24 protein-coding genes are annotated in these 26681 nt (G+C 74.4%); 8 read left to right on the top strand and 16 right to left on the bottom strand.

All coding sequences use genetic code 11. The features are described from left to right. The gene (locus ACWIYF_RS15095) at window positions 1-1191 is read left to right on the top strand and encodes an amidohydrolase family protein (protein WP_448623644.1); all 1191 of its coding nucleotides are present in this window, start codon (window positions 1-3) and stop codon (window positions 1189-1191) included. 71 nt (window positions 1192-1262) lie between these two features. Here ACWIYF_RS15095 and ACWIYF_RS15090 read toward each other — a convergent pair whose 3' ends face one another. Next, window positions 1263-1637, bottom strand: a complete 375-nt coding sequence (locus tag ACWIYF_RS15090) for a pyridoxamine 5'-phosphate oxidase family protein (protein WP_448623643.1) — start codon at window positions 1635-1637, stop codon at window positions 1263-1265. Window positions 1638-1697: 60 nt separating this feature from the next. Here ACWIYF_RS15090 and ACWIYF_RS15085 point away from each other — a divergent pair, with 60 nt between their 5' ends. Further along, on the top strand, window positions 1698-2708 hold the full coding sequence (locus tag ACWIYF_RS15085) for an Acg family FMN-binding oxidoreductase (RefSeq protein WP_448623642.1): 1011 nt from the start codon (window positions 1698-1700) through the stop codon (window positions 2706-2708). Here the strand turns inward: ACWIYF_RS15085 and ACWIYF_RS15080 are convergent, their stop codons facing one another. Beyond that, window positions 2709-3476 (bottom strand): DUF998 domain-containing protein, encoded by a 768-nt coding sequence (locus ACWIYF_RS15080; RefSeq protein ID WP_448623641.1) that lies wholly within the window; start codon window positions 3474-3476, stop codon window positions 2709-2711. After that, a complete protein-coding gene (locus ACWIYF_RS15075; RefSeq protein ID WP_448623640.1) occupies window positions 3464-3880 on the bottom strand; it encodes a hypothetical protein in 417 nt (138 codons plus the stop codon). Before ACWIYF_RS15075 ends, ACWIYF_RS15080 begins: the two co-directional genes overlap by 13 nt. 44 nt (window positions 3881-3924) lie before the next feature. On the opposite strand from ACWIYF_RS15075, the gene ACWIYF_RS15070 reads away from it, so the two are divergent. Continuing rightward, window positions 3925-5160 carry an MFS transporter gene (locus tag ACWIYF_RS15070; protein ID WP_448623639.1) on the top strand — a complete coding sequence of 412 codons (1236 nt, stop codon included), beginning with the start codon at window positions 3925-3927 and terminating at the stop codon, window positions 5158-5160. Between the two features lie 27 nt (window positions 5161-5187). On the opposite strand, the gene ACWIYF_RS15065 is transcribed toward ACWIYF_RS15070, so the two are convergent. Genes ACWIYF_RS15065 through malQ form a run of 3 tightly spaced genes read right to left on the bottom strand, consistent with a single transcriptional unit; the run spans window position 5188 to window position 7593 of the window. Further along, window positions 5188-5388: a hypothetical protein gene (locus ACWIYF_RS15065; protein WP_448623638.1), complete on the bottom strand. Its 201-nt coding sequence runs from the start codon at window positions 5386-5388 to the stop codon at window positions 5188-5190. A gap of 43 nt (window positions 5389-5431) precedes the next feature. Continuing rightward, window positions 5432-5728 carry a hypothetical protein gene (locus ACWIYF_RS15060; RefSeq protein WP_448623637.1) on the bottom strand — a complete coding sequence of 99 codons (297 nt, stop codon included), beginning with the start codon at window positions 5726-5728 and terminating at the stop codon, window positions 5432-5434. Window positions 5729-5769: 41 nt separating this feature from the next. Next, window positions 5770-7593 carry a 4-alpha-glucanotransferase gene (gene malQ / locus ACWIYF_RS15055; RefSeq protein WP_448623636.1) on the bottom strand — a complete coding sequence of 608 codons (1824 nt, stop codon included), beginning with the start codon at window positions 7591-7593 and terminating at the stop codon, window positions 5770-5772. 50 nt (window positions 7594-7643) lie between these two features. On the opposite strand from malQ, the gene ACWIYF_RS15050 reads away from it, so the two are divergent. The 4 genes from ACWIYF_RS15050 (at window position 7644) to ACWIYF_RS15035 (ending at window position 12761) form a co-directional block, all read left to right on the top strand. Continuing rightward, window positions 7644-8291, top strand: coding sequence for a hypothetical protein (locus ACWIYF_RS15050; protein ID WP_448623635.1), 648 nt, complete (start codon window positions 7644-7646; stop codon window positions 8289-8291). A 172-nt stretch (window positions 8292-8463) separates the two neighbouring features. Then, entirely contained in the window at window positions 8464-10011 is a 1548-nt protein-coding gene (locus ACWIYF_RS15045) for a putative bifunctional diguanylate cyclase/phosphodiesterase (RefSeq protein ID WP_448623634.1), read from the top strand. Between the two features lie 93 nt (window positions 10012-10104). Next, window positions 10105-11094 carry a TIGR03885 family FMN-dependent LLM class oxidoreductase gene (locus ACWIYF_RS15040; protein WP_448623633.1) on the top strand — a complete coding sequence of 330 codons (990 nt, stop codon included), beginning with the start codon at window positions 10105-10107 and terminating at the stop codon, window positions 11092-11094. Continuing rightward, a complete protein-coding gene (locus tag ACWIYF_RS15035; RefSeq protein ID WP_448623632.1) occupies window positions 11091-12761 on the top strand; it encodes an alpha-amylase family protein in 1671 nt (556 codons plus the stop codon). Before ACWIYF_RS15040 ends, ACWIYF_RS15035 begins: the two co-directional genes overlap by 4 nt. Here the strand turns inward: ACWIYF_RS15035 and ACWIYF_RS15030 are convergent. The 6 genes from ACWIYF_RS15030 to sbnA are packed head-to-tail and all read right to left on the bottom strand — an operon-like array spanning window position 12713 to window position 22002. Beyond that, window positions 12713-13498, bottom strand: a complete 786-nt coding sequence (locus ACWIYF_RS15030; protein ID WP_448623631.1) for a 4'-phosphopantetheinyl transferase family protein — start codon at window positions 13496-13498, stop codon at window positions 12713-12715. The two genes, ACWIYF_RS15035 and ACWIYF_RS15030, sit on opposite strands and share 49 nt — an antisense overlap. Further along, window positions 13495-14520: a 2,3-diaminopropionate biosynthesis protein SbnB gene (gene sbnB, locus ACWIYF_RS15025; protein WP_448623630.1), complete on the bottom strand. Its 1026-nt coding sequence runs from the start codon at window positions 14518-14520 to the stop codon at window positions 13495-13497. The genes ACWIYF_RS15030 and sbnB overlap by 4 nt, the downstream gene beginning before the upstream one ends. Next, the gene (locus tag ACWIYF_RS15020) at window positions 14517-15494 is read right to left on the bottom strand and encodes a TauD/TfdA family dioxygenase (RefSeq protein ID WP_448623629.1); all 978 of its coding nucleotides are present in this window, start codon (window positions 15492-15494) and stop codon (window positions 14517-14519) included. Before ACWIYF_RS15020 ends, sbnB begins: the two co-directional genes overlap by 4 nt. A gap of 4 nt (window positions 15495-15498) precedes the next feature. Beyond that, window positions 15499-17961 (bottom strand): non-ribosomal peptide synthetase, encoded by a 2463-nt coding sequence (locus ACWIYF_RS15015; protein WP_448623628.1) that lies wholly within the window; start codon window positions 17959-17961, stop codon window positions 15499-15501. A 13-nt stretch (window positions 17962-17974) separates the two neighbouring features. Continuing rightward, on the bottom strand, window positions 17975-20989 hold the full coding sequence (locus ACWIYF_RS15010) for a Pls/PosA family non-ribosomal peptide synthetase (RefSeq protein ID WP_448623627.1): 3015 nt from the start codon (window positions 20987-20989) through the stop codon (window positions 17975-17977). After that, on the bottom strand, window positions 20986-22002 hold the full coding sequence (gene sbnA / locus ACWIYF_RS15005) for a 2,3-diaminopropionate biosynthesis protein SbnA (protein WP_448623626.1): 1017 nt from the start codon (window positions 22000-22002) through the stop codon (window positions 20986-20988). The genes ACWIYF_RS15010 and sbnA overlap by 4 nt, the downstream gene beginning before the upstream one ends. 679 nt (window positions 22003-22681) lie before the next feature. Between sbnA and ACWIYF_RS15000 the strand changes: the two genes are divergently transcribed. Then, on the top strand, window positions 22682-23221 hold the full coding sequence (locus ACWIYF_RS15000; RefSeq protein ID WP_448623625.1) for a hypothetical protein: 540 nt from the start codon (window positions 22682-22684) through the stop codon (window positions 23219-23221). Window positions 23222-23227: 6 nt separating this feature from the next. On the opposite strand, the gene ACWIYF_RS14995 is transcribed toward ACWIYF_RS15000, so the two are convergent. The 4 genes from ACWIYF_RS14995 to ACWIYF_RS14980 form a co-directional block, all read right to left on the bottom strand. Then, window positions 23228-23995, bottom strand: a complete 768-nt coding sequence (locus ACWIYF_RS14995) for a sulfite exporter TauE/SafE family protein (RefSeq protein WP_448623624.1) — start codon at window positions 23993-23995, stop codon at window positions 23228-23230. An 80-nt stretch (window positions 23996-24075) separates the two neighbouring features. Beyond that, the gene (locus ACWIYF_RS14990; RefSeq protein ID WP_448623623.1) at window positions 24076-24837 is read right to left on the bottom strand and encodes a CbtA family protein; all 762 of its coding nucleotides are present in this window, start codon (window positions 24835-24837) and stop codon (window positions 24076-24078) included. An 8-nt stretch (window positions 24838-24845) separates the two neighbouring features. Next, window positions 24846-25064, bottom strand: a complete 219-nt coding sequence (locus ACWIYF_RS14985; RefSeq protein ID WP_448623622.1) for a hypothetical protein — start codon at window positions 25062-25064, stop codon at window positions 24846-24848. Between the two features lie 98 nt (window positions 25065-25162). Then, complete coding sequence (locus ACWIYF_RS14980; protein WP_448623621.1) at window positions 25163-26596, bottom strand: M1 family aminopeptidase; 1434 nt, start codon at window positions 26594-26596, stop codon at window positions 25163-25165. Window positions 26597-26681 lie beyond the last annotated feature (85 nt).

Here is a 26681-nt window from a genome sequence, read left to right as displayed (position 1 = left end):
GTGCTCGTGGTGACCGAGGCCCGGCTGCGCAGCGGGGACGTCGTCGACGTCCACTGCGACGGCGGAACGGTGCGGGCGATCGTCCCGACCGGCGAGCAACCGGTCCCGGACGGCGCCGACGTCGTCCCCGCCGACGGCGGCCTGGTCACCGAGCCGTTCGTCGACGCGCACCTGCACCTGGACAAGGTCCGCACGCTGCCGCTCGTCGGCGACGAGGCGCTGCGGGCCTACACCGCCGGCGGCATGGCCGAATCGGCAGCTGCCATCGACCTGGCCAGCGCGGTGAAACGGCACTACACGGTCGAGCGGCTGCTGCCGAACATCCGGCAGGCGCTGGCCGACGGGCTGCGCCACGGCGTACTGCACGTGCAGGCCTTCGCCGACGTCGACACCGCCGCCGGACTGGTCGGCGTGCAGGCGGTGCTCGCCGCGAAGCAGGAGTTCGCCGGCCGGGTCGACGTCCGGGTCGTCGCCTTCCCGCAGGACGGCGTGCTGCGCGACCCGGGTGCCGCCGACCTCGTGGAGCAGGCGCTGGATCTCGGCGCGGACGTGGTCGGCGGCATCCCGTGGATCGAGGAGTCGACGGCCGACCAGGAGCGGCACGTCGAGTGGGCCTGCGCGCTGGCCGCCCGGCGCGGGCTGCCGGTCGCGATGCTCACCGACGACGCCCCCGATCCGCGGTACGAGACGACCCGGATGCTCGCCGAGGCGATGCTGCGGCACGGCCTGACCGAGCGCGGCGTCGCCTGCCACGCCCGCGCGCTCGGGCACTACGACGACGACCGGCTCGCCGCCGTCCTCGGGCTGGTCCGCCGGGCCGGGCTCGGGCTGGTCAGCGATCCGCACACCGGCTCGGTCGCCCTGCCGGTCGAGCGGGCGCTGGCCGCGGGCGTCGCGGTCGCGCTCGGCCAGGACGACATCGAGGACGCCTACTACCCGTTCGGCCGGCACAACCTGCTGGAGGTCGCCTTCCTCGCCGCGCATCTGCTCGACATGCGCTCGGCGCCGCAGCAGGAGGTGCTCGTCGACCTGGTGACGACGTCGGCCGCGCGGGTGCTCGGGCTCCCGGCCCACCGCCTGCGGGTGGGCGGCCCGGCCGACCTGCTGGTGCACGACGCCACGCGCACCGTCGATCTTCTGGCCCGGCACGAGCCGCCGCGCGTCGTCGTCCGGGCCGGCGAGGTCATATGAGTACGCTCGGTCGTCGACGCCCCAGGGCAGCTGACCGGGGACGATCCGCCGTCCGGACACCTCGTGCGGAATCAGCCGCAGCCAGATCCGTAGTCACCCGGGGCCCAGGGCTGGATGCCGTGGGCCAGGGTTCGGAAGATCATGTCGGCCCCGTGCCCGCTGGTGAGCTCTTCCGCCTGCCCGCGGACCAGCACGCTCCAGCCGGTGCGCGCGCGCCGGTCGATCTCGTCCACCTCGAAGGCCACGTTGGCGTGCGACGCCGCCGACAGGGTCGTGCCCGGATGCGTGCGGATGACGATCGTGCGCCCGTCCATGCCGTAGTTCACCGGGATGATCAACGGATAGTGCTCGGCGTTGACCCCGATGCGGCCCACCTCCTGGCCGGCGAGCAGCGCGTAGCACTCGTCGACGGGGATCACGTCCAGCGAGCCGGCAGCACTGGTCATGCCCCCATCCTGACCAGAGGCGGCGTGGTGCGCAGCCGGGCAGTGGGAGAGGCTGGGGCGGTGCAGGACATCGACTGGGCGCAGATCGTCACCGCCGCGACGCGGGCTCCTTCCATCCACAACACCCAGCCGTGGCGCTTCGCCGCCGTCCCCGACCGGCTCGACGTCTTCCACGACCGGGCGCGGGCGCTGCCGGTGCTCGACCCCACCGGCCGCCAGCAGGTGATCAGCTGCGGGATCGCGGTCGCCTTCGCCGTCGTCGCGCTGCGCGCGGCCGGCGCCGAGACCGCGGTCGAGCTGCTGCCCGACCCGGCCGACCCCGATCACCTGGCCGGCATCCGGGTGACCGGTCCCCGCGAGGCCACGGACGACGACCGCGCCCTGGCCGAGGCGATCGAGCACCGGCACACCGTGCGCGCCGCCTTCGAGCCGCGGGCCGTGCCCACCGAGGTGCTCGACCGGCTGCAGCGCGAGGCCGGCGCGCACGGGCTGTGGGTCAAGACGATCACCCGCTCCGAGGAGGAGGTCGCCACCGTCTTCCTGCTCTCCCAGGCCGAGGAGATGGAGCAGCGCGAGCCCGAGTACCTCAAGGAGCTGGAGAGCTGGCTGCGCACCGACCCGGGCGCCGTCGACGGCGTGCCGGTGGAGGCGGTCCCGGAGGGCGACCCCCGGGACCGGCCGTCGAACTGGCTGGTGCGCGACTTCGCCGTCGGCTCCCGCGAGCAGCGGCTGTTCCGCGCCGGCGGCGACCCCGACGCCCCACCGCCGGAGGTCGAGCGGCCGACCGTCGTCCTGTTCGGCACCGAGAGCGACGACCGCGCGGCGTGGCTGCAGGCCGGCCAGGCGCTCGGCCGGGTGCTGCTGCTCGCCACCGCGGAGGGACTGGTCGCCTCCCCGCTGACCCAGGCGCTGGACTGGCCGGTCGCCCGCACCCGGCTGCGGCAGCGGCTCTCGCTCGTCGGCTATCCGCAGATGCTGCTCCGCATGGGCTATCCGCCGGCCGGCCTCACCCCGCCGGCCAGCGGTCGGCGGCCGGTCGCCGACGTGCTGCGGGTCGAGCCGGCCGGCTGATCAGCGGTCGCGCTTCTCGCGCACCGACGGCGCCCACGGGTCCTCGGGCTCCTCGACGTCGTCGTCCTGCGCGGCGGGCCGCGCGATCGCCTCGAGCGCCTCGTCCCGCTGCCGGGCCTGCTCGGCCCGCGCCGCGCGCTCCTCCTCGCGGCGGGCCTGCCGCTCGTCGCCGTCCGCGCCGAGTCGCCAGAGGGCGGCGCCGGCCAGCGCCAGACCGATCGGGATCACGTAGGCGGCCCCGCGCTCGGTGCCGCCCCGGCCGAGCCACTCGACGACGTCGTCGAGGAAGAAGATCGTCAGCGCGGTGCCGACCAGGCCCAGGACGGCCAGCGTCGTCCCCAGGGCCTCCGACCGGGGGCGGACGGCGTAGGCGAGGGCGATCAGCCCGAGCCCGCCGCCGAGCAGGTGCGCGACCGCGCCGACGGCGTGCAGTGCGCCGTTGCCGTCGGAGGGGAAGACGCCGACCAGCAGGACGCCGACCGCCGCGATGCCCAGCAGTACCTGCGTCACGACCGCCGCCCGGCCCCGCAGCGCCGGCCGCAGGAGCAGCGCCCCGCCGAGGATCAGCGCGCCCTGGGCGACGAACGAGGCGTTCATGACCATGTGCGCCGGCGAGAACGCGGTGCCCAGGTCGCTGATGACGTCGTCCACGCGGGAGTACGACCCGGGCCACTGCAGCTGGGCGACGGTCTCCACGACGAAGAACTGGAGGGTCAGCAGCCAGAGGAGCGCCCCGTTGCGGAGCCGGTTCGCGGTCACGGGCCCCATGGTCCCAGGGCGGCCGGCGCGGCCCCGGCGAGGACGGCGGCGTACTGGGCGGCCGACAGCCAGGAGGGGTTGCTGCCGGCCGGCATGCGCACGACCTCGGCGTCGCGGAAGGCCGGGTCGGTGAGCAGGTCGGCGCGCAGCACCGGCTCCGCCAGCGCGGTCAGCCGCACCGGGACGACCGGGCCGCCGTCGCCGTCGACGTCCCGCGCGCCGCCGGTGAGGACGCCGAGCGCGTGCACCCCCGGCCGGTCGCGGCCGCTGCGCCACAGCAGGCACGGCTGGCCGGCGGCCATGAGCCCGAGCCGGTAGGAGGGCCGCACGCAGCGGGTGAGCTCCCCGGGCGGCGTCGGTGTCGCGGTCTTGAACACCCAGCAGGCGACGTCCTCCGGCGTCAGGCGGGCCACGGCCCCAGCCAACCAGCTGCGGCGCGGGGAGGACGATGGGGTCGATGATCGACTCCGGCACGGTGGGCGCCGAGGCGCTTCCCGAGGGCCACCGGGCCGGCGAGCGGGGCTTCCGGCGGGCCTCGCTGGCGATCTTCCTGGCCGGCGTCGCGGTGTTCGCGATGCTCTACGAGACCCAGGTGCTGCTGCCCGAGCTGGCCCGCTCGTTCGGCGTCTCGTCGGCCGCGGCCACCCTGTCGGTCTCCGGCGCGACCGCGGGGCTCGCCGTCGGGCTGCTGGTCCTCGGCCCGCTCTCGGACCGGCGCGGCCGGACCGGGATCCTGCACGTCTGCCTCGCCGCCTCCGCCGGCCTCGGCGTGCTGCTCGTCGCGGCGCCGACCTGGCCGGTGCTGCTCGTGCTGCGCGTCCTGCAGGGCTTCGCGCTGGCCGGGCTGCCCGCCGTGGCCGTCGCCTATCTGCGCGAGGAGCTGCACGCCTCGGTGGGCGCACGGGCGATCGGGCTGTTCGTCAGCGGCAACGCGATCGGCGGGCTCACCGGGCGGCTGCTCGGCGGGCTGCTCGTCGACGTCGGCGGCTGGCGGACGGCGCTGGCCGGCGTCGCCGCGCTCGGGGTGGCGTGCGCGGTCGCCGTCCGGCTGCTCCTGCCGCCGTCGAGCCGCTTCCGGCCGGTGCCGCGGGACCGCCCGCTGCTGCGCCAGCTCGGCGACGCGTTCACCGACCCGGTGCTGCTCGGCCTCTACGGCATCGCGGCGCTGCTCATGGGCGGGTTCGTCGCCGCCTACAACGCCGCCACCTTCCGGCTGGAGGCCCCGCCGTACGCGCTGCCGCCGGCGGTCGCGGGGTTGGTCTTCGTCGCCTACCTGCTCGGGTCGGCGTCGTCCGCGGCGGCCGGGGAGCTGGCCGGGCGGGTGGGCCGGCGGCCGGTGGTGCCGGTCGCGGTCGCCGTCATGGGCGGCGGGGTCGCGCTGACCCTCGCCGGACCGCTGGCGGTGTTCGTCGCCGGACTGTGCGTGCTCACGGTGGGCTTCTTCGCCGCGCACAGCGTCGCCAGCGGCTGGGTGGCGGTCCGTGCCGCGGCGGGCGGCCGGGCGGTCGGCCAGGCGGCCTCGCTCTACTCGTTCTGGTACTACGTCGGCTCGTCGGTGGGCGGCACGCTCGCGGGCCGGGCCTGGGACGCCGCCGGCTGGCCCGCCGTCGCGCTGCTCACCGGGGGTCTCGTCGCCGGCGCCCTCCTGCTCAGCGTCGTCCTCGGCCGGACGCGAGCGCTGCACGCGACCTGACCCAGTGCCAGGTCGCGTGCAGCCGGTTCACGCGGTGGCGTCGTGCTCCTCGGCGCCCGCGGGGTCGGCGTCGTCGGAGCCGACCATCTGCCGCTCCTGCTCGGTGCGGTGCTGCAGCTCGTCGTCGTTGGGCCGGTCGTAGCCCTTGGCGTGCTGGCTGCGGTCGTGCGGGGCCGACTCGGTGGTCTCCATGACGTCGTCGAGCGTCGGTCGATCGGGTGTGGTCATGCCCCAGCCATAGCCCGGGCGGCGACGGAGCTAACCCTGCCGCCTACCGGGGCTCCAGGCGGGCGGCCGGCAGCCACGCCTCGACCAGCGCGGAGCCGTGCGGGCCGGCGACGGTGTAGGCCACCCGTCCCTGCCACCCGCCGTCGCGGCGGCGCCACTCGATGAGCAGCCCGGGCCAGGTGCCGGGGGCGTCGGGCGGGTCGCGGACCCAGCAGTGCCGGCCTTCGGCGTCCTCCCGCGGCGCCGCGGCGGGCGGCGGCTGGTCGGGGCGGACGCCGGAGTCGGCCGCCCGCTCCCCGAGGGAGCGCCCCGACCGACCCCGGTACATCCCGCCCGCCACGACCGAAGTGTGGCACGTCCGTCGAACATCCGTTCGACGACTCAGTCCCGGCGTGCCGCGCCCTCCGCCAGCGTGCGGGCGACGTCCCCGAGCAGCGGGTGCTCCGGCAGGTCCTCGACGCGCACCGGCAGCGGCAGCGACCAGTTGGGCCGGTCGGTGGTGCCGGGCATGTTGGGCCGCCGGCGCTCGCCGACGGCGTCCTCCAGGGTGGCCGACAGCAGCAGGGACGGCGCCGTCGCCAGCCGCTCGTAGGCCCGCCGGACCGCGGTCTCGGGGCGGCTGCTCCTGCGGACCCCCACGAGCTTCTCCAGCAGCGCGGTGCGGCCGGCCTCCAGCTCCTCGTCCGAGCCGGTGCCGCGCACGCGCTGCTCCTCGACGTCGTCGCCGGTCCAGAGCCCGGCGACCGTCGGCAGGTCGTGCGTCGTGACCGCGGCCATCGCCGCGGCCGGCCACTCGGCGGGGTCGTCCTCCTCGAACCACAGCAGCCGGTAGGACAGGATGCCGTGCTCGGCGAGCGCCTCGCGGACGCCCTCCTCGACCGTGCCGAGGTCCTCGCCGACCACGAGCGCCTGCGCGCGGGCGCTCTCCAGCGCGACGATGTCGAGCAGGTCCTCGGCCGGGTAGCGGACGTAGGCGCCGTCGACCGCGGTGCCGTCGGCCGGCACCCACCACAGGCGGAACAGGCCCATGACGTGGTCGATCCGCAGGCCGCCCCCGCCGGCCATCGTGGCGCGGATGGACTGGATGAACGGCTCGTAGTCGGCGGCGCGCAGCCGCCACGGGATCAGCGGGGGAGAGCCCCAGTCCTGGCCCTGGGCGTTGAAGGCGTCCGGCGGCGCGCCGACGCTGGCGCCCTGCGCGAGCACGTCCTGCCAGGTCCAGGCGTCCGCGCCGCCGCCGGCCACGCCGATCGGCAGGTCCTGGATCACCGTCAGCCCGGCGGCGGCCGCGTCCAGCTGCCGGGACAGGCACCACTGCAGCCAGACGTGGAAGGCGACGTCCTTCTCGTGGGCGGAGGCGAAGTCGCGCACCGCCCGGCCGCGGGGGTCGCGCAGCTGCTCGGGCCAGGTGTGCCAGTCGGGGCCGTGCTCGTCGGCGAGGGCGCACCAGGTGCCCCAGTCCTGCATCGGCTGGCCCTGGTGCCACCACCAGTCGGGGAACGCCGGGTCGGCGGAGCCGGCGGCGTCGAAGATCCGGCGCAGCACCTCGCGCTTGCGCGTCCAGATCGCGTCGCGGTCGATGTGCTCGGCGTCGTTGAGGTCGCCCCCGTCCCCGAGATCCACCCGGTCGGCGCCGGGCACCTCGGGCACCCGCAGGTACAGCGGGTTGCGGAACCGGCGGGTGGCCGGCAGGTAGGGGCTGGACTCCTGCGGGGTGGTCGGGGCGACGGCGTGCAGCGGGTTGATCAGCAGGTACCCCGCGCCCTGCTCGGTGGCCATCTCGCGCAGCGCCCGCAGGTCGCCGAGGTCGCCGATGCCCCAGCTGGTCCGGCTGCGGGCGGCGTAGAGCTGGACGGCCCAGCCCCAGGTGCGCTCGTCGGGCAGCCAGCAGCGGCCGGGGGAGACGATCAGCCGCCGCTCCCGGCCGTCGGGGGTGCGCAGCCGGTGGTAGCCGAGCGGGAAGTCCTCGGGCAGCTCGCCGTCGATGTGCCGCGTCCGCCCGTCCTCGCAGTCGACCTCCGCCTCGTCGACCTCGAGCACGTCCCCGGGCCGGGCCACGATCGGGGCCCGGTCCTCGAGGTCGGCCGGCGGCGTCCCGATCACCTCGCGCAGCCCCTCGATCGTCGCCGGGGCGACCTCGTGCTCCTCGTCGTTGGCGTCCACCCAGGTGGCGTCGATGCCCCACTCGTCGGTCGTCGGCGTCATGCCCGCACCTTGCCCCGTCCCGGCCGAGCCATGCGGGTGACGATGGCGACATGCCGTCCTGGCTGCTCGTGCACCCGCCACTGCTCGGCCCCGCCGTGCTGCGGCCGCTGGCCGGCGAGCTGCGCTCCCGCGGACACGCGGTGACGCTGCCGGACCTGCGACCGGCCGTCGACCGCGCCGAGGGGTGGCCGGCCCGGTGGACGGCGGCCGCGGCGGCCGGTCCCGCCGACGTGGTGCTCGGCTTCTCCGGCGCGGGACCCACGCTGCCCGGGATCGCCGCGGCCGTCGGCGCCCGCCGGGTGATCTGGCTGGACGCCCCGATGCCGGCGCGCTCGGGCGCCACGACGACGTCGGCGGAGATCCGGGCGCTGGTCGCGCCGCTGATCCACGGCGACCGGATCGCCGAGTGGACGACGTGGTGGGGGCCCGGGGCCTTCGCGGAGCTGGTGCCCGACGCCGCCCTGCGGGCCGCGATCGAGGCCGAGGGGCACGAGCTGCCGGCGGACTTCTACGAGGTCGCCGTCCCGCTGCCGGCGGCGTGGCCGGAGGACGGCGCCCAGTACGTCCAGCTGTCCCCGGCCTACGACGCCGACGCCGCGGAGGCGGCGCGCCGCGGCTGGCCGGTGGCCGGCGACGGCACGGGCGGGCACCTCGACGTCGTCACCGATCCCGCGCGCGTCGCCGGCCTGCTGGCCTGACGGGGCGAGATCGGCGGTCTCGCCCGCTTCGGGCTGCTGATCCGGGCGACATCGCCGATCTCGCCCGAAGGGGCGCGCCTCACTCCTTCGGGGGGCCGCCGCGCGGACGGGCTCGATTCGCGGTCCGGCCGCGCCGAAGCCACATCGTCACGCCCCCGAGGGAAGGCCCAGCGTGAACGACCAGGTTCCTGCGCACGACGCCCGCCCGGCCCGCGCCGGGTACCGCCCTGCGCTGCTCTCCGCCGTGCTGGCGACCGCGCTCGTCGGCGCCCAGCCGCTCGCGGACGGCGCCGGGGCGCACGCGCTGCTCGCCGTCGCCGCCGTCGTCGCGGCCGCGCTGGCCGCCGACGCGCGCCAGCGGGTCCGCCGGCAGCGCACCGAGCACGAGCTGGCGCACCTGGCCTTCCACGACGGGCTGACCGGGCTGGCCAACCGCGCGCTGTTCACCGACCGCCTTGAGCAGGCGCTGCGCCGCATCGCCCGCAGCGACACCGACGTCTCCGTCGTCTTCCTCGACCTCGACGGCTTCAAGAACGTCAACGACAGCCTGGGCCACGCGATGGGCGACGCGCTGATCCGCGAGGTGTCCCGGATCCTCACCGGCGCGGTGCGCACCGAGGACACCCTGGCCCGCCTCGGCGGCGACGAGTTCGCGATCCTGGTCGAGGGCACGCACGGGGCCGAGGAGGCCGTCCGCATCGCCGAGCGCGTGCTCGCCGAGCTACGCGAGCCGCTCGACCTCGGCTCCGCGCGGGTGCACGTGAGCGCCAGCATCGGCATCGCCACCGGCGACGTCGGCTGCACCGGCAGCTCGCTGCTGCGCGACGCCGACAACGCCATGTACTGGGCCAAGGGCGCCGGCCGCGGCCGGTTCGTCGTCTTCAACCCGCAGATGCGCTCGGCCGCGGCCGAGCGGCTGCAGCTGGAGAAGGACCTGTGGTCCGCGCTGCCCGAGGGCCAGTTCCGGCTGGTCTACCAGCCGGTGGTCGACCTCGAGAGCGAGCGGGTCGTCGGCTTCGAGGCGCTGCTGCGCTGGGACCACCCGACGCTCGGCGTCGTCCTGCCCGAGCGCTTCCTGCCCGTCGCCGAGGACATCGGCCTGATCGCCGACATCGGCGCCTGGGTGCTGCGCCAGGCGTGCGCGGCCGCGGCCGCCTGGCAGCGGCAGCACCCCGAGGTCGGGCTGTCGATGGCGGTCAACGTCTCGCCGTCCCAGCTCGGGTCGCCGGACCTCCTCCGGCAGGTCCGCGAGGCGCTGGTGGACAGCGGCCTGCCGCCGTCCGCGCTGGTCCTCGAGCTCACCGAGTCGGTGCTGGTGCGCGACCCCGCGCTGGCCGCGGCGCGGCTCAAGGAGCTGCGCTCGCTCGGCGTGAAGCTGGCGCTCGACGACTTCGGCACCGGCTACTCGTCGCTGTCGCACCTGCGCCAGTTCGCCGTCGACATCCTCAAGATCGACCGCTCCTTCGTCAGCACGATCGACGACAAGGAGGCCATGCCGGCGATCCTGCGCGGGCTGATCAACCTGGGGCGCACCCTCGACCTGGAGATCGTCGCCGAGGGCATCGAGGAGGAGCTGCAGCGCACCCACCTGCGCGACGGGGGAGCGGGCCTGGCGCAGGGCTACCTGTTCGCCGCGCCGCTCGAGCACACCGACGCCGGACTGCTGCTGCTCGGTCAGGCCGACGCTCCCGCCGGGGACGACGCCGCCGCCCCCGCGTGAACCCACGTGGGCTTTCGGTACCGAAAGCCCGCGAGGTGGTTGCGCCGCGCACCGCAGCCTGCGGGAAGGCCGCGGACCCGGTAGGCAGGCCGCATGAGCGTGATCGGCTTCCACGCCTCGCACGAGCAGGTCCACCCGGCCCAGCTGCTGGACGCCGTCCGGCACGCCGAGCAGGTGGGGTTCACCGCGGCGATGTGCTCCGACCACTTCGCGCCGTGGAACCCCGCCCAGCGGCACTCGGGCTTCGCGTGGTCCTGGCTGGGTGCGGCCCTGGCGACGACGACGCTGCCGTTCGGCGCGGTGAACGCGCCGGGCCAGCGCTACCACCCGGCGATCATCGCCCAGGCGATCGCCACCCTCGACGCGATGTTCCCCGGCCGCTTCTGGGTCGCGCTCGGCAGCGGCGAGGCGATGAACGAGCACATCACCGGCGACCGGTGGCCGCGCAAGGAGGTCCGCGACGCCCGGCTGCGCGAGTGCGTCGAGGTGATCCGCGCGCTGCTGGCCGGGGAGGAGGTCAGCCACGAGGGCCTGGTCACCGTCGACCACGCCCGGCTGTGGACCCTGCCCGAGCACCTGCCGCAGCTGATCGCGCCCGCGGTCTCCGTCGCCACCGCCCGCGCGTCCGCCGACTGGGCCGACGGGCTGGTCACCATCAACCAGCCGCACGACAAGCTCCGCGAGATGCTCGCCGCCTACCGCGACGCCGGAGGCCACGGCACCGCCGCCCTGCAGCTGCACCTGTCCTACGACCCCGACGAGGAGCAGGCGCTCGCGACGGCCTTCGAGCAGTGGCGCAGCGGCGCCATCGGCCCGCCGCTGGCGTGGGACCTCGACAGCCCGGAATCGTTCGACCAGGCCACCGCGCACGTCCGCCCGGAGCACATCGCGGAGGTCGTACGCGTCTCCAGCGACCTCGGCCGGCACGCGGAGTGGATCGCCGAGTACCAGGAGCTGGGCTTCGACGCGATCTACCTGCACCACGTCGGGGTCGAGCAGCGCGGCTTCCTCGACGCCTTCGGCGAGCACGTGCTCCCGCAGCTCGACGTCGACACCCCGCAACCGGCGGTGGCCCTCCAATGAGGATCACCGACACCAGCGACCTCTGGTGGAAGACCGCGGTCGTCTACTGCCTGGACGTCGAGACCTACCTGGACTGGGACGGCGACGGCTGCGGCGACCTCGCCGGTCTCGCCCAGCGGATCGACCACCTCGCCGACCTCGGCGTCACCTGCCTGTGGCTGATGCCCTTCTACCCGACCTCCGAGCGCGACGACGGCTACGACATCACGGACTTCTACGGTGTCGACCCGCGGCTGGGCACCCACGGCGACCTGGTCGAGGTCATCCGGACGGCGAACGACCGCGGCATGCGGGTCATCGCCGACCTCGTCGTCAACCACACCTCCGCCAAGCACCCCTGGTTCCGCTCCGCCGAGGCCAGCAAGGACTCGCCGTACCGCGACTTCTACGTCTGGCGGTCCGACCCGCCCCCCGACACGAAGAAAGAGGTCGTCTTCCCCGACGAGGAGAACAGCGTCTGGCAGCTCTCCGAGAAGACCGGCGAGTGGTACCTGCACCGCTTCTACAAGGAGCAGCCCGACCTCAACGTCACCAACCCGAAGGTCCGCGACGAGATCGCCAAGGTCATGGGCTTCTGGCTGCAGCTCGGGCTGGCCGGCTTCCGCGTCGACGCCGTCCCCTTCCTGCTCGAGACCGAGGGAACGGACGACGAGGCGTTCCAGGACCCGCACGAGTACCTGCGTGCGCTGCGGCAGCTGGTCGGCCGGCGCAGCGGCAACGGCGTGCTGCTCGGCGAGGTGAACCTGCCGCACGAGCAGCAGGCGCAGTTCTTCGGCGGCACGGACGGCGACGAGCTGACCATGCTGTTCGACTTCATCGGCATGCAGGCGCTCTACCTCTCGCTGGCCCGCGCCGACGCCGGCCCGCTGGCGACCGCCCTCGCGCAGCGGCCGCCGGTCAGCCCCGACAGCCAGTGGGCGACGTTCGTGCGCAACCACGACGAGCTGACCCTCGACAAGCTCTCCGACGACGAGCGCGCCGAGGTCTTCGCCGCCTTCGGCCCCGAGGAGCGGATGCAGGTCTACGGCCGCGGCCTGCGCCGCCGGCTGCCGCCCATGCTGGACGGCGACCCGCGCCGAATCCGCATGGTCTACAGCCTGCTGTTCTCCCTGCCCGGCACGCCGGTCCTCTTCTACGGCGAGGAGATCGGGATGGGGGAGAACCTCGACGCGGAGGGCCGCAACGCCGTCCGGACGCCGATGCAGTGGACGCCCGGCCGCACCGGCGGCTTCTCCACGGCCGAGCCGCGCAAGCTGGCCGCGCCCGTCGTGACCGGCGGCTTCGCGCCCGAGCACGTCAACGTCGCCGACCAGCGCCGCGACCCCGAGTCGCTGCTGTCCTTCATGAAGCTGCTGATCCGCCGCTACCGCGAGTGCCCCGAGCTCGGCTGGGGCGAGTTCGAGCTGCTCGACCAGCCGCACCCCGCCGTCCTGGCGCACCTCTGCCGCTGGGACGACGGCACGCTGGTCGCCCTGCACAACCTCGGCCCCGAGCCCTGCACGGTGCCGCTGACCCTCGAGGGCTGCGACGCCACCCACTCCCTGGCCGACCTGCTGGCCGACGGCACGACCCCGCTGTCGGAGAAGGGCGACGCGGAGCTGCCGCTGGAGGGCTACGGCTACCGCTGGTTGCGCGTGGTCGCCGAGGGCAGCCGCCGGCTGCTCTGAGCACTGCCGAGCAGCTGCCGGGCGTCGAGCTCGTCGATGCGCACCGGTCCGGCACCGACGACGGCGAGCGCGGCGACGTGGTCGGCCGGCGCGCGCAGTGCGTGCAGCGACACCGCGGCCCCGGGCCAGCGCAGCACCGCGGGCGGCGCCGAGGGCGGTGTGACGACGAGGTCCGCCAGCGACCCGGTCACGCCGTCCCCGGTCGCCTTGAGCACCGCCTCCTTGCGGCTCCAGTAGGTGGTGAAGGCGACGGACCGCTCGTCGACCGGGTAGCGGGCCAGCTCCGCCTGCTCCTCGGGCGCGAGCACGTCCTCGGCGAGGGTCTCCGGCTCGGCCACCTCGAAGCGCTCCACCTTCTCGACGTCGACGCCCACCGCGGCGCCCCGGTGGATCGCGACGGCCACGCAGCTGCCCGAGTGCGACACCGAGAAGTGCACGTCGGGCGCGGCGGGCAGCCACGGCTTGCCGTGGTCCCCGCCGCACACGCGGCAGCGCCGGTCGATCTCCAGGGCGGCCGGCGGCTGCTCGAGGTGGATGCCGAGCACCGTCCGCAGGACGGCGAGGGCCGCCGTGGCGCGCCGCCGGTCGGCGTCCTGCACGAACCGTGCGCGCCGCGCCACGTCCCCGGGGGCCAGCAAGAGGTCGTGCTCCGGCCGCACGTCGGACGTGCGGGCCCACCAGACCTGGCAGACGCCGGGGGGCAGCGCCGGGACGGCCGTGTCCGGGGAGGCGCTCACCCGTACCGGCGCAGCTCGGAGAAGAAATCCTCGACCGCGTGCAGGTCGCCGGCACCGGCCACCCGGTCGTAGACGAACTTGCCGACCGCCAGGTCGAGCACGCCGAGCCCGAAGGGGGAGAAGATCACCGTCCGGTCCGGCGGGATGCTCACCCGCCCCGTCATGACGTCGTCCAGTGTGCCGGCGAGGAAGTCGCGGCCGCCGGTGAGCTGCTCGGCCAGGTGCGGCGAGGTCTCCGCCTTGAGGCAGTGCTCGACGTCGTCCACCACGTTGACCGCGTCGAGCAGGATCTCCGGCGCCAGGTCGCGCAGCGAGACGTGCAGGACGACGGGGGAGTGGTCGAACCACGAGCGGTCGTTGACGTGCGGCGATCCGGCGACCGTGGCGAACACGACGAGGTCGCTGCCGCGGATCAGCGACTCGGCGCTCTCGTGCACGGTCACCGCCGCCGCGGTGCCCGACTGCTCGAGGTAGCCGCGGAACCCGGCCGCGCTCTCCGGCGACAGGTCGTGCACGCCGATCTCGTCGAACGCCCAGCCCGTGCCGGCCAGGAACGTGTGGATGTAGCGGGCGATCAGCCCGACGCCGACGAACCCGATCCGGGCCGGCCGGCGGCGGCTGCGGGTCAGCCAGTCGGCCGCCGCGGCCGCCGACGCCGCGGTCCGGGTCGCGCTGATCACCGAGCTCTCCAGGCAGGCGAACGGGTAGCCGGTGTCGTGGTCGTTGAGGATCAGCACCGCCGACGCGCGCGGGATCCCGGCCGCCACGTTCTCCGGGAAGCTGGAGATCCACTTCAGCCCGTCGACCCGGATCTGCCCCCCGATGGACGCCGGCAGCGCGATGATCCGCGCGGTGGGGCGGTCCGGGAAGCGCAGGAAGTACGAGGGCGGGTTCACCGAGTCGCCGGCGCCGTGCAGCCGGTAGGTGGCCTCGACCAGCTCGACGATCTCCTTCTCCCGGCCGGCCAGGACCGCCTGCACCTGGGCGCCGGGGATCACCGCGAACGGCGGGACGGCGGTCATCGGCCGGCCCCCGTCCCGGACAGGCGCACCGGGTCGCCGAGCCCGACCAGCACCTGGCGCTCGCCGGCGTAGGGCTCCCGGTTGTGCGCGGTGCGCAGGTTGTCGACCAGCATCAGGTCGCCGGCCTGCCACGGCTCGCGGACGGTGTGCGCGTCGTAGACCTCGTTGAGCAGCGTGACGACGTCCTCGCCGATCGGCTCGCCGTCCCCGAAGCGGGTGGTGAACGGCAGCGCGTCGGCGCCGTAGACGTCGACCAGGTACTCGCGGACGTCGGGGTCCAGCGTCCACTCGTTGAGGAAGGCGACCTGGTTGAACCAGGTGCGCCGGCCGGTGACCGGGTGCCGGATCACGGCGGCCCGCCGCTGCCGGGTGCGCAGCCCGCCGTCGTCCTGCCACTCGAAGTCGATGCCCTCGGCGCGGCAGTAGTCCTCCACGGCGGCCCGGTCGTCGGTGCCGAACGCCTCGGCCCACGGCGCGCCGATCTCGTCGTTGTAGGTGCGGACCAGCAGCCAGCCCTCCCGCTCGAACCGGTCGACCAGGTCCGCCGGCAGCGCGTCGAGCACGGTCGGGCCGTCGGCGAGGGCGGTCGCGCCGCCGTTGGCCGGGGCCACGAGGCAGGCGAACAGCAGCAGGCTCGGCACCTCGAGCCGGTAGCTGAGCTCGTGGTGCATGCACATCGGCTGGCCGGGCGGCCACTTCGTCGAGGAGTGGACGCCGTCGGCGAGCACCTGCCGGGGGGCGAAGGCCTCCCGCTCCGGCATCAGCGCGTCGGCCAGCTGCCGGAAGACGGCGCCCACCTCGTCCGCGTCGCGCAGGCCGAGGCCGCGGATCAGGACGGCGCCGTGCTCGGCGACGACGGCACGCAGGGCGGCGCGGTGCTCGGCCGCCCAGCCGACCGCGCCCCCGGTGGGTTCGGCCCGGAGCAGCGGTGGCCGGCCGGGCGCCAGGGCCAGGTCGGGGAGGGTGGGCAGCATCGGTCTAGGTCCTTCCGGCGAGCAGCTCGGCCAGGTCGGCCAGCACGGGGGTGCGGACAACGTCCTTGAGGGAGACCGCGCGGTCCAGCGCGACCGCGAGCTTCACCCCGGACAGCGAGGTGCCGCCGAGGTCGAAGAAGGAGTCCTGGCGGCCGATCCGCTCCTCGGGGATGCCGAGGATCGCGGCCCAGGCGGCGGCCACCCGGCGCTCGGCGTCGGTGCACGGCGCCGCCGACCGCGTCTCGGTGGGCTCGAGGTCCGCGGCCTGCGCGGTCAGCGCCTTGCGGTCGATCTTGCCGTTGCCGGTCAGCGGCAGCGTCGCCCGCCAGGCCACGACCGCCGGGAGCATGTACTCGGGCAGCGTCTGCGCCAGCCGGCCGCGCAGCGCGTCGACGTCCACCGGCTCCGGTCCGCAGCAGAAGGCCACCAGGTGCCGGCTGCGGTCCGGCCGCTCGGCGACGACGACGCAGCCGTCGCGGACCCCGGGCACCCGCAGCAGCGCGTTCTCGATCTCGCCGATCTCGATCCGGAAGCCGCGGATCTTCACCTGGTTGTCCCGCCGGCCGAGGACGTCGAGCGTCCCGTCGGGCAGCCAGCGGCCGTAGTCGCCGGACCGGCAGATCCGCTGCCCCGAGCGGTTCGGGTCGGGGCCGAAGAGCGCGGCGGTGCGCTCGGGGTCGTTGACGTACCCGCGGCCGACGCAGATGCCGGAGAAGACGATCAGCCCGGTCGCCCCGAGCGGCACCGGGTGGTCGTACTCGTCGAGGACGTCGACGTGCACGTTGGCGATCGGCCGGCCCACCGGCACCCGGTCGCCGTCCGGCGGGCGGGTCAGCACCGCGTGGTTGGTGTCGTCCGAGGTCTCGGTGAGGCCGTAGGCGTTGACCAGCGGGATGTCGGGCGCGGTGGCGAACCAGCGCTGCACGAGTCCCTTCTTCACCGCCTCGCCGGTGACCGAGACGATCCGCAGGTCCGGCAGCGGGCGGGGGTGCTGCTCGAGGTAGGAGAGGACGACCTCGAGGTAGGAGGGCACGACCTGCAGCACCGCGACGCGGCCCTCGGTGACCGTGTCGACGAACCGCTCGACGTCGAGGACGACCTCCTGCTCGACCAGCAGCGTCCGCCCGCCCACGAGCAGCGCGCTCACCAGCTGCCACAGCGAGATGTCGAAGCACTGCGGCGCTGTCTGGGCGACCACCTGCCCCTCGGCGATGCCCAGGTCGTCGATCTTGGCCAGCAGGTGGTTGAGCATGCCGGCGTGCTCGCACATCGCGCCCTTGGGCTCCCCGGTGGAGCCGGAGGTGAAGTAGATGTAGGCGAGCTGGTCCGGGGCGACCGGCACCTCGAGGTCGCCGTCCGGGTGGCCCTCGCCGTCCGCCGCCCCGACGGTCAGCCGCTCGACGCCGGGCAGGCCGGCCAGGGCCTCGTCCAGCCCGGCGCTGGCGCCGCCGTCGGTGAGCACCAGCCGGCACTCTGACCGGCCGAGCGCGGCGGCCAGCCGGCCGGCCGGGAACTGCGGCTCGAGCGGCAGGTAGGCGCACCCGGCCTTCCAGATGCCGAGCACGCACGCCAGCCAGTCGAGGTTGCGCTCGGTCACGACCGCGACGACCGCCTCCGCGCCGAGCCCCCGCGCGGCCAGGGCGCGCCCGATCCGGTTGGCCCGCGCGTTCAGCTCGCCGTAGGTCCACTCCCGGCCGCGGTGGACGGCGGCCACGGCGTCCGGGTGCGCGCGGACCTGCTGCTCGAACAGCTGGTGCGCCCGGACGTCGGGCAGCTCCCGCCGGGGGCCGGCCAGCCAGTCGAACTGGAAGGCCAGCTCGTCGGCCGACAGCAGCCACTGCTGCCGCGGGTCGGCGTCCGGGTCGGCGACCAGCTGGGCCAGCGCGGTCAGGTGGTAGCCGGCGATCCGGTCCGCGCAGGCGGAGTCGATCGCGTCGGTCCGGTAGGTCAGGGCCAGGACCGGGCCGTCGTCGTCCCGCCGGAACTCCAGCCGCAGGACGGCGTCGTCCGGCAGGTCCCCGCCGAGCCCGCCGAGGTCGACCACGGTCTCGAACTGCGCCGGCACGCCCAGCTCGCGCCGCAGGTCCCCGACCGGGAACTCCGCGTGCGCCCGCACGGCCGACTCTGCCTGCGCGCACTCCCGGAGCAGTCCCCGCCACGAGCCGGCGGCGGTGGCGATCCGGCAGGGGAGGGGGGCGCCGCCGGTGGAGAGCCCGGTGACGACGTCGTCCTCCCCGGCCAGCGCGGCGAGCACCCGCGCGTGCGCGGCGAGCAGCACCGCGGACGGCGGCACGTCGAGCTCGGTCGCGAGCCGGTCCACGGCGGCGAGCTCGTGAGCGGGGACGGGGGTGCGGCACTGCGCGACCCCCGGCACCGGCTCGAGCGTCCACCGGGGGACGGTGGTGCGTCCCCCGGCGAGCAGGACTTCACGCCAGAACTCGCGGTCGGTCTCGGCGAGCACGGTCATCGGGAAGTTCCTCTCACCGGGACGGCGCCGCGTGGCGGCCTGTGGGGGCGCGGTGCCGGCCGCGGACCTTGGCCGCGCCGTTCCCGGCCGCTGCGTTCACCGGCGTTCCGTTCAGGACGGCCCCGTTCACGGCTCCGTTGAGGACGGCCCCGTTCAGGACGGCCCCGCTGGGAATCGCTCCGTTCAGGACCGCCCCGCTCGTGATCTTCCCGTTCAGGGCGGCGGTGGCAGGGGCGGGCAGCGGCGCCGGCGTGGTGGAGGGCAGCTCATGGGGGGGCAGCTCCCGTGCCGGGTTGCCGCCCCAGTGGGCCCCGGCGGGGACCTCCTCGCCCTTCATGAGGAAGGCCCCGGCAGCGAGCACGGCGCCGTCACCCATCGTCACGCCGTAGTGCACGAAGGAGCCGACGCTGAGAGTGCACCCGGCCCCCAGCGTGCTGCGGTCGGACTTGAAGGCGCCGTCCTCCTGCGAGTGGCACTGGATGTGGCTGTCCTCGTTGAGGGTGCAGTAGTCCCCGATGGTGACGAGCGTCCGCTCCGGCGTGCCGACGCCGTCGTCGAAGACCATCCGCCCGATCCGGACCCCCAGCAGCCGCGAGAGGACGTTCTTGAAGGGCGTGCCAGCGAGCATCTTCTCGGGGCCGGTGAAGGCGAACTTCCAGAAGCGCTCGTGCCACCAGAAGTACCGGTCGTAGATCGAGCAGCACTGCGGCTGCAGGCGCCGGAACCGCAGGAACCCGCGCTCCATGAGCGTGAAGTACGCGAAGCCGAACAGAACGGTCAGCAGCAGTTCCAGCTGCACGACGAACTCGGACCCGGTGCGCTGATACAGGTTCGCCCCGACCATGGCCAGCACCGTGAGGCCGAACACGTTGCCCCACCGCACGAGCAGGAACAGACCCATGGTGCGCAGGTTGTGCATGTTCTTGGCGTGCAGCCGCTCGCGGAACTCCGCCTCGCTCTTCGGGCCGAGCCGGCTGTCCCGCAGGACCGTGCGCGGGATGTCGAAGCTGGGCGATCCGAGCAGCCCGACGTCCGTGCGGACCTCGCCCTCGACGGGAACCAGGGCCTTCGTCCCCAGCAGGCAGTTGTCCCCGGTGCGGGCGCCCGCGGGGTAGGCGATGGCGTTGCCGAGGAAGTTGTGCGCGCCGATCGTCGCCCGGGAGAGCCGGAAGGACGTGCTGGAGAAGTCGGCGTTGATGATCGACAACGCGTCGGCGACCATCGTCCCCCGGCCGATCGTGGCCAGGAACGGCGTCTCGTGCTTCATCACCGTGCCGAAGTTCGAGCCGGTCTGCTCGACGGTGGTCAGGTCGTACCCGATCCACCGCAGGTAGTGGACGATGTAGGAGCTGTCGCCGAAGAGGGTCGGGTAGAGCCTGCCGTTGGTCAGCCGCCCGATGAGCCGGTGGATCCCGTAGTGCCAGCCGTACAGGCGGTAGACCTTGTCCGGCTCCATGAACCGGTTGAGCAGCCGGGGAACGGTGCCTATGACGAGCAGCCCGACGAGGAGGGGGACGAAGAAGAAGACGGCGGAGATGATCAGGGCGTCGCGGTAGAGGATCCAGCTGGCCAGTTCCAGGTCGTGCCCGCCCAGCAGACGGTTCAGCGCTGGAACCCCGGCCAACAGCAGGCCTGCGCCGGCCACGGTCAGCGGCACGTAGAAGAGGAGCATGGTCGCCAACTGCCCGGCGCTGTAGGTGAACCGGCGCAGGGAGCTCAGCTCGGTCGTCGGGACCCGTCGGTAGTCGACGCCGCCCCGCTGGGCGGGGACCCCGTGCCAGCGCTCACCGGCGGGCACGACCTGCCCGGCCTGCAACGCAGAGGCGTGGCCCAACTGCGCCCCGTCGCCCATCGTGGTCTCGATGTCCAGGTGGGTCGCCTCGCCGACGAACACATCTTTGCCCAGGGTGATCCGCCCCGGACGGATCACGCCGGCGTGGGCGCTGTAGCCGCTGAAGAAGCAGTCCTTCCGGACGACCGTGTTGTCCCCGATGGTGAGCAGGTCGGTGCACACCGGCACGGTGCGGGAGTAGATCGCGACCCCACGGCCGATCCTCGCGCCGAGGGACCGGAGGTAGAGCACGTAGAGCGGGGAGCAGCCACTGGTCTGCCCCCGCTCGCCGGCGAACAGCAGCAGCGGGTTCGACCGGATGAGGGTCTTGACGATCCAGAACCGGACGTAGGCCAAGCTCCAGATGCGGATCGGTTCGGGGCGCCACCGACCGATGAGCGTCCACTTGGCCACGATCGGCAGGATGGACAGGATCAGCAGGCCCAGGCCGCCGAACAGCGCGGCCCGCAGGTACATGTCGAGCCAGCCCGCGCCCTGCGCCACCCACTCATAGCCGCGGTCGGTGAGCAGCGAGCCGAGGTAGAGGTAACCGAGGAAGATCAGCAGCTGGAGCGCTCCGCAGAGGACGTACTCCAGGCGGCCGGCCCGCCTCCCGGCCTGGTCCGGCGCAGGGGCGACCGGCCCGGCCGTGCGCGCTGCCGGATCGGCGGGGACGAGCGGCGCTGGTACCGGGACGGGAGCCAGCGTCGTTGCCAGGCCGCTGATCGTGGGGTGCTGGTAGACGTCCTTGATGGAGATCGCCGGGAGCTCTGCGTGCTTGCGGACCCGGGCGCAAAAGCGGGTCATCAGCATCGAGTCCGCGCCGAGGTCGTCGAAGAAGTTCTGGTCGACCCCGACCCGCTCCGCCTGCAGGACCTCGGCCAGCACCTCGGCGAGCGCCGCCTCGACGCGCGTCGGCCCGGTGTCGGCCAGCGCCGTCGCCAGGTCGCGGATCGTCGGGTTCCGGTAGACGTCGGTGATCGCCACCGTCGGCAGTCCGCCCCGCTTGCGCACCCGGGCGCAGAAGCGGGTCATCAGCATCGAGTCCGCGCCGAGGTCGTCGAAGAAGTTCTGGTCGACCCCGACGCCCTCGACTTTCAGGACGCCGGCGAGCACCTCCGCGAGGGCGCGTTCGGTGGGGGTGGAGGGTAGCCGGCTCGCGCCGGCCACGGGACCCGCGTCGACGTCCGCGCTCATCGGACCAGCGTGTCGGTGGCGCGGGTGCGGCCGTTGGGCCGCCTGCGGTCGACCCGGCCCGCCGCCAGCACCTCGGCGCCGTAGAGGTCCTCGACCCAGCTGGACTGGTACACCGTGTCGAGGTAGCGCTCGCCGAGGTCCGGGGCGATCGCGACCGCGGTGAGGTCGCGGCCGTCGTTGCGGGCCAGCCAGCCCATCGCCCCGCTCACCACCGTGCCCGTGGAGCCGCCGAACAGGAAGCCGTGCCGGGCCAGCCGGTGGCAGGCGCGGACGGTGTCGGCCTCCTCGACGGTGACCACCTCGTCGATGAACGACTCGTCGAGCAGCGCCGGCTTCACGCTGGTGCCCAGGCCCGGGATCATCCGGCGGCCGGGCGGGCCGCCGAAGGTCACCGAGCCGACGGCGTCGACGGCGATCACCCGCACCTGCCGGTGCCACTCGTGGAACCAGCGGGCGCAGCCCATGAGTGTGCCGGTGGTGCCGGCCCCGACGAAGAGCACGTCCAGCCGGGGGAACGCGCGGGCGATGGCCGGCGCGGTCCGGCGGTAGTGCGCCAGCCAGTTGCCCGGGTTCGTGTACTGGTTCAGCCACACGTACCGGTCGTCGGAGGCGCACAGCCGCTCGACGTACTGGATCCGCGCGCCCAGGAAGCCGCCGACGTCGGCCGGCTCGGTGATGACGTGGACCTGGCTGCCCAGGGCCTCCATCAGCCGGCGGGTGGAGAGGTTGCAGCGCGAGTCGGTGACGCACAGGAAGCGGTAGCCCTTGCTCGCCGCCAGCATGGCGATGGCCACGCCGAGGTTGCCCGACGACGACTCGATGAGGACCGAGTCCTCGGTGAGGATCCCGTCGCGCTCGGCGGCCTCGACCATCTCGGTCGCGGCCTTGAGCTTGATGGACCCGGCGAAGTTGAACCCTTCGCACTTGAGGAAGAGCTGGTGCCCGAAGACGGTCCGCAGGTCGACGTAGAGCTCTTCCTCGTTGAACGCCTGCGGCGAGGAGATGACCGACACGACGGCCTCCTCAGCGGGTGGCCGGAGCGGATCTGCCGTCACGGTGCCGGTGCGAGCCGGCGTCGCGACGGACAGGGATGGACCGATCGGCGTTGATCGCGGTCATCGTGATTCCTGTCTGCTCAGGGTGGTGATGCGCCGGCCGAAGTGGGCCGAGGTGTGGCGGTGGCGAGCCGGCACGGCGCGTCGATGGCAGGAGGGGGTCGCACGCGGGTAGGGAGCGAGCTGGTACGGGGGAGTACCGGGCGTGGGTGCCGGGTGCGGCGGTGCGGCCCCACGCGTCGCCCCCATGTCGGAGATCACGGGCGGCTTGCTTCGAAGGGTTCACCGGATTTCCCCGTTCCCTGCCGGGCAGTCCCTCTGCGGTCCGGCCGAGGGTGACCCCTGCGGTCACCGACGGCGCGGAAAGTTCCACCGACCAGGAGAAGGGTCAAGGGGGCCGGATACACCGGAACGGGTTAGTTCCCCTAGTGTGTCGCGCGTTCGGACGTGATGCCATCGGACGGCGACGGACCGTTACTGCCACCACCTGCGCGTTTGGCCGGCGACGGGGGGCGTCCGGTGGACGACTGTGCACTTTCGGCATACGACGCCGGCACCGCAGACGGATCGCCGGATCGCCGGGCGGGTTCCCCGGGTCCGTCGTCCCCTGGGCCTAGCGTGACGGATGAGGTGAGTGATGACTGAATCCGACGTGCCCACCGCCGAGGGTGCTCCGGCCGGGGAGCCGCCCGAGCCGACGGGCGGCACCGGGCCGGGGGCGGCGGTTCCCCTCGAGCAGGTCGCGGTCGCCGCGCCGGAGCGGGCCGGGGACCCGGGCCCGTCCCACCCGACCGCACCGGTGGCCGGCCGCCCGGTCGTGCGTCCCCGGCGGGGCGGGCCGGTGACCCGCATGGGTCCGTGGGCGCCGGTCGCCGGCGCGCTGCTCGGCGCCGCACTCGGGCTGGTCGCCGTGCTGCTCCTGGCCGGCCAGGCGGACGGCTTCCGGGAGCGGCTGGCGCTGGTGCTGCTGGTCGTCGGCATGGGCCTGCTCGGCGCGGCCGGTCCGCTGCTCGCCGACGAGGTGCGGCTGGTCCGCCGCGGCGTCCGCGAGGCGGCCGTCCGCCCGGCGTCGGTCGAGGTCACCGCGGCCCTGCTCAACGGGCTGACGCCCGCGCGACTGCTGCTCCTGGTCAGCGGTTTCGTGCTCTTCCTCGCCGCCTACGTCGCCCGCGGGTGAGGACGGCTACGCGTAGGCGTCGTAGCCGAGCTTGACCGCCAGCGCGATCCCGGCCACCGCGATGACCCGCCGCAGCAGCTTCTGCGGCGCCCGGCGCACCACGCGCGGGCCGATGCGGCCGCCGACGAACAGGCCGATCGCCAGTGGCAGCGCCGCGGACCAGGCGATCGAGGTCAGGAACACGTAGCCGATCGCGGCGGTGGCGTTCGCGCACCCGAGGACGACGTTCTTCAGCGCGTTGCCGACCGGCAGCCCCTCGCCGGTGCCGAGCAGGAACATCGCCAGCAGCATCACGCCGGCGGCGGCGCCGAAGTAGCCGCCGTAGACGGCGACGGCGAACGTCCCGAGCGGCAGCCACCGCGGATCACCCCGCGGGTGCGGATGGGTGGCGGCCTCGGCGGCGAGCTCGGCCGGAGGCCGCTGGACGAGCAGCGCGATCGACGCCCCGCCGATGAGCCACGGCACGATCCGCTCGAAGGCCTCGGACGGCGTCAGCAGCAGCAGCGCCATGCCCGCCGCGCCGCCGAGGACGGCGGCCACCGCCAACCGGCGCAGCCGCCGGCCCTGGCCGGTGAGCTCCGGCCGGGAGGCGCTGACCGCGCCGACGCTGTTGAGGACCAGCGCGACGGTGTTGGTCACGTTGGCGGTCACCGGCGGGATCCCGGCCGAGAGCAGCGCCGGGTAGCTGATCAGCGAGGCGAGGCCGGCGATGCTCCCGGTCAGCCCGGCCCCGATGCCGGCGAGCACGAGCAGGACGAACTCGAGGGGGCTCACCCGGCTGCTACCGCGCTCATCGACGTCGAGGTTGTCACACGCCGGTGGCGGGAGCGGTCAGCGGTCGGGCAGCCCCCGCCTCAGGCCCGCTCGGCGGTCGCGCGGTCGAGCAGCCAGCCGCCGGTCAGGCCCAGGGCGAGCCACAGCACGGCCTGCTGACCCAGTGTCGCGAGCCGGAAGTCCCACACGATCGACGCCGTGACGTCGTCCGGGATCGCGTCCGGGTTGTCGGGCACGAGGACGACGAGCAGGGCCACCAGGGCGATGCCGAGCGCCGCCGCGGCGGCCGCGGTCGGGGCTGCGGCCACACCCCGGTGCCGCAGCAGGCTGACCAGTGCGGCGACCAGCATCGTGACGACGACGCCGCACAGCAGCACGCCCAGGTAGATGGCGGTCCGCGAGGAGACCGTGTCCTGGTTTCCGACGCCCGGCGGGTTGGCGGGAATCGTGAGCATCGGCAGCAGGCCGACGATGCCGAAACCGATCGCCGCGAGCAGGCTCACGCGCGCGGAGTCGGTGCGGCCAGGCAGCCGGTGGCGGACCAGGCCGTAGACCACGGCGAAGACCAGTCCGAGCAGCACGGCGGCCAGCACCGTGCCGAGCACGCCGCCGAACACCTGCGTGCCGCGGCCGAAGATCTCCTCGTGCGCCGGCGCGGCGGTGCCGGCGGCCTCCCGCGCCTGCTGCACGGCGATGGCCGGGGCCAGCGCCCGCTCGGTGACCAGGAGCAGCCACCCGCTCGACAGGAGCCCGGCGACCAGGCCGGCCAGCGCCAGCCGCCCGAGGAGCCCGCCGAAGGACAGGTCGGCGGCCGCGGCGCGTTGCCGGGCGGTCGCGGACACCCCCGGCCTCAGTGGCAGGGCACGCCGAACGCGTGCCGGGCATCGTGGAAGAACTCGTGCACGGTGTCGGCCGCGCCGAGCAGGACCGCGCCGTTGTCCTCGAGGATGAGGAACAGCGCGGCCAGCCCGTAGAGCAGGATCGGCCAAGCCCACACCGGGACGGCGATCCGCGCCGGCCGTACGCCCGCGGGGACGCGGCCGGTGGACGCGTGGGGTGCTGAGGTCATCGTTCGTCGCCTTCGCTCATCCCCCGAGCGGTCCTGCCGCTCTCCACAGTGACACCGCGGATCGGCGGATGCCAGTGCGACCTGCGTCGTAGGACCAGTCAGTCGTCGGCGGCGGCCTCGACGTCCTCCCGTTCCAGGGCGCCGGCCTCGACCAGCACGTCGAGGGCGGCGGGGAGCCCGGCGAGGGCCCGGGCGAGGTCCTCCGGGCGGGCGATGGTCCACGCCTGTGTGTCCACGTAGCAGCGCACGGCCTCGTCGAACTTCTCCTCGCCTGCCGCCTCCCGCGCGGCCGCCAGGGCGGCCGCGCCCTTCGAGTAGACGCGCTCCTCGTAGTCGTCCTGGTCGGCGAAGTCGCTCATCGTCCCGGCGACGTCGCCGCCGTCCTCCAGGTCGTCCCAGTGGCCGTGGTCGTCGGCGACCGTCTCGGCGTACGTGGCGAAGGCCTCGTCCAGCCACGGGTCGCGGTACTGCGAGTTGCCGACCATGCCGTAGAACCACATGTGCGCGACCTCGTGCACCAGTAGGCCGAAGTCGTCGTCGCCCATCAGGATCGACGAGGAGTACTCCTCGCCGCCGCCGTGCTCGTCCACGTACGGGACGGTCAGCGTGGGGTAGGGGAAGTCCCCGACCCGCTCCTCCAGCAGCCGGATCGCCTGGACGGTGTCCGCGGCCAGGTCGTCCGCCGACTCGTCGTAGTCCGGCAGGACGCCGACGGTGACCGTGGTGCCGCCGGTGGTCGCGGTGGCGGTGTCGAACCGGCCGACCGCGACGTTGACGTCGCGGGACACCGGCTCGTGCGACTCCCAGATCCGCCGTCCGCCGGTGGCCTCGCGGGGCTGCTCCTGCGCGCCGGTCATGAGGACGACGAGGTCCTCGGGCGCCGAGACGCGGATGGTGGTGTCGGCCACGGTGGCCGCGGTCGTCTCGGCGCTGATCTCGACGAACGGATCGCGCGCCCACCCGACGCCCGGCTCCCACGTGAGGATCGGGAAGCCGCTGGCCCACCAGGTGACGTCGTCCCGGACGCCGAACCGGTCGAACCCGGCCGGCGTCTCCCGGGTGGTGAGCCGCAGCGTGAAGTCCAGTTCCACCTGCACCGACCCGCCGGCGGCCACCGGGTCGCGCAGATCCACCCGGTAGAGGCCGCCCGGGCTGCCGGGGGCGGCCGAGGCGGCCACGTAGCCGCCGCCGGCGACATTCTCCCCGCGGACGTCGTCCACGCTCAGCCGGTGCGGCGAGGACTGCGGCGCGTTCGGGATGAGCCGGAACCACATCTCCTCGACGGGCAGGTCCGGCGTGAACGTCACCGTCTCCGTGCCGGTCACCGTGCGCAGGTCGTCGTCGAGCCGGAAGTCCAGGTCGACGACCGGCCGGTCAGGGTCGGGCTCCGCCCGGCCGGCCGGGCACGCCGGAGCCGGCCCGGCGGTCTCCCGGTCCTCGGCCGAGGAGGTGCAGCCGGCGAGCAGGAGGACCGCCCCGCCGGCCAGCGCCCACCGGCGCACGGTCGAGAAGGCGACAAGCGCATCGCGCATGGCCCCTGCCCACCCGCGGGACCGGCCGGACCCCCCGGAGGATCTCCCGTGACCGCCCGCTGACCAGGCAATCTAGGCAGCGCGA

It is taken from the genome of Geodermatophilus sp. URMC 64 (assembly GCF_053502555.1).
This window is presented reverse-complemented; position numbering and strand designations above follow the sequence as displayed.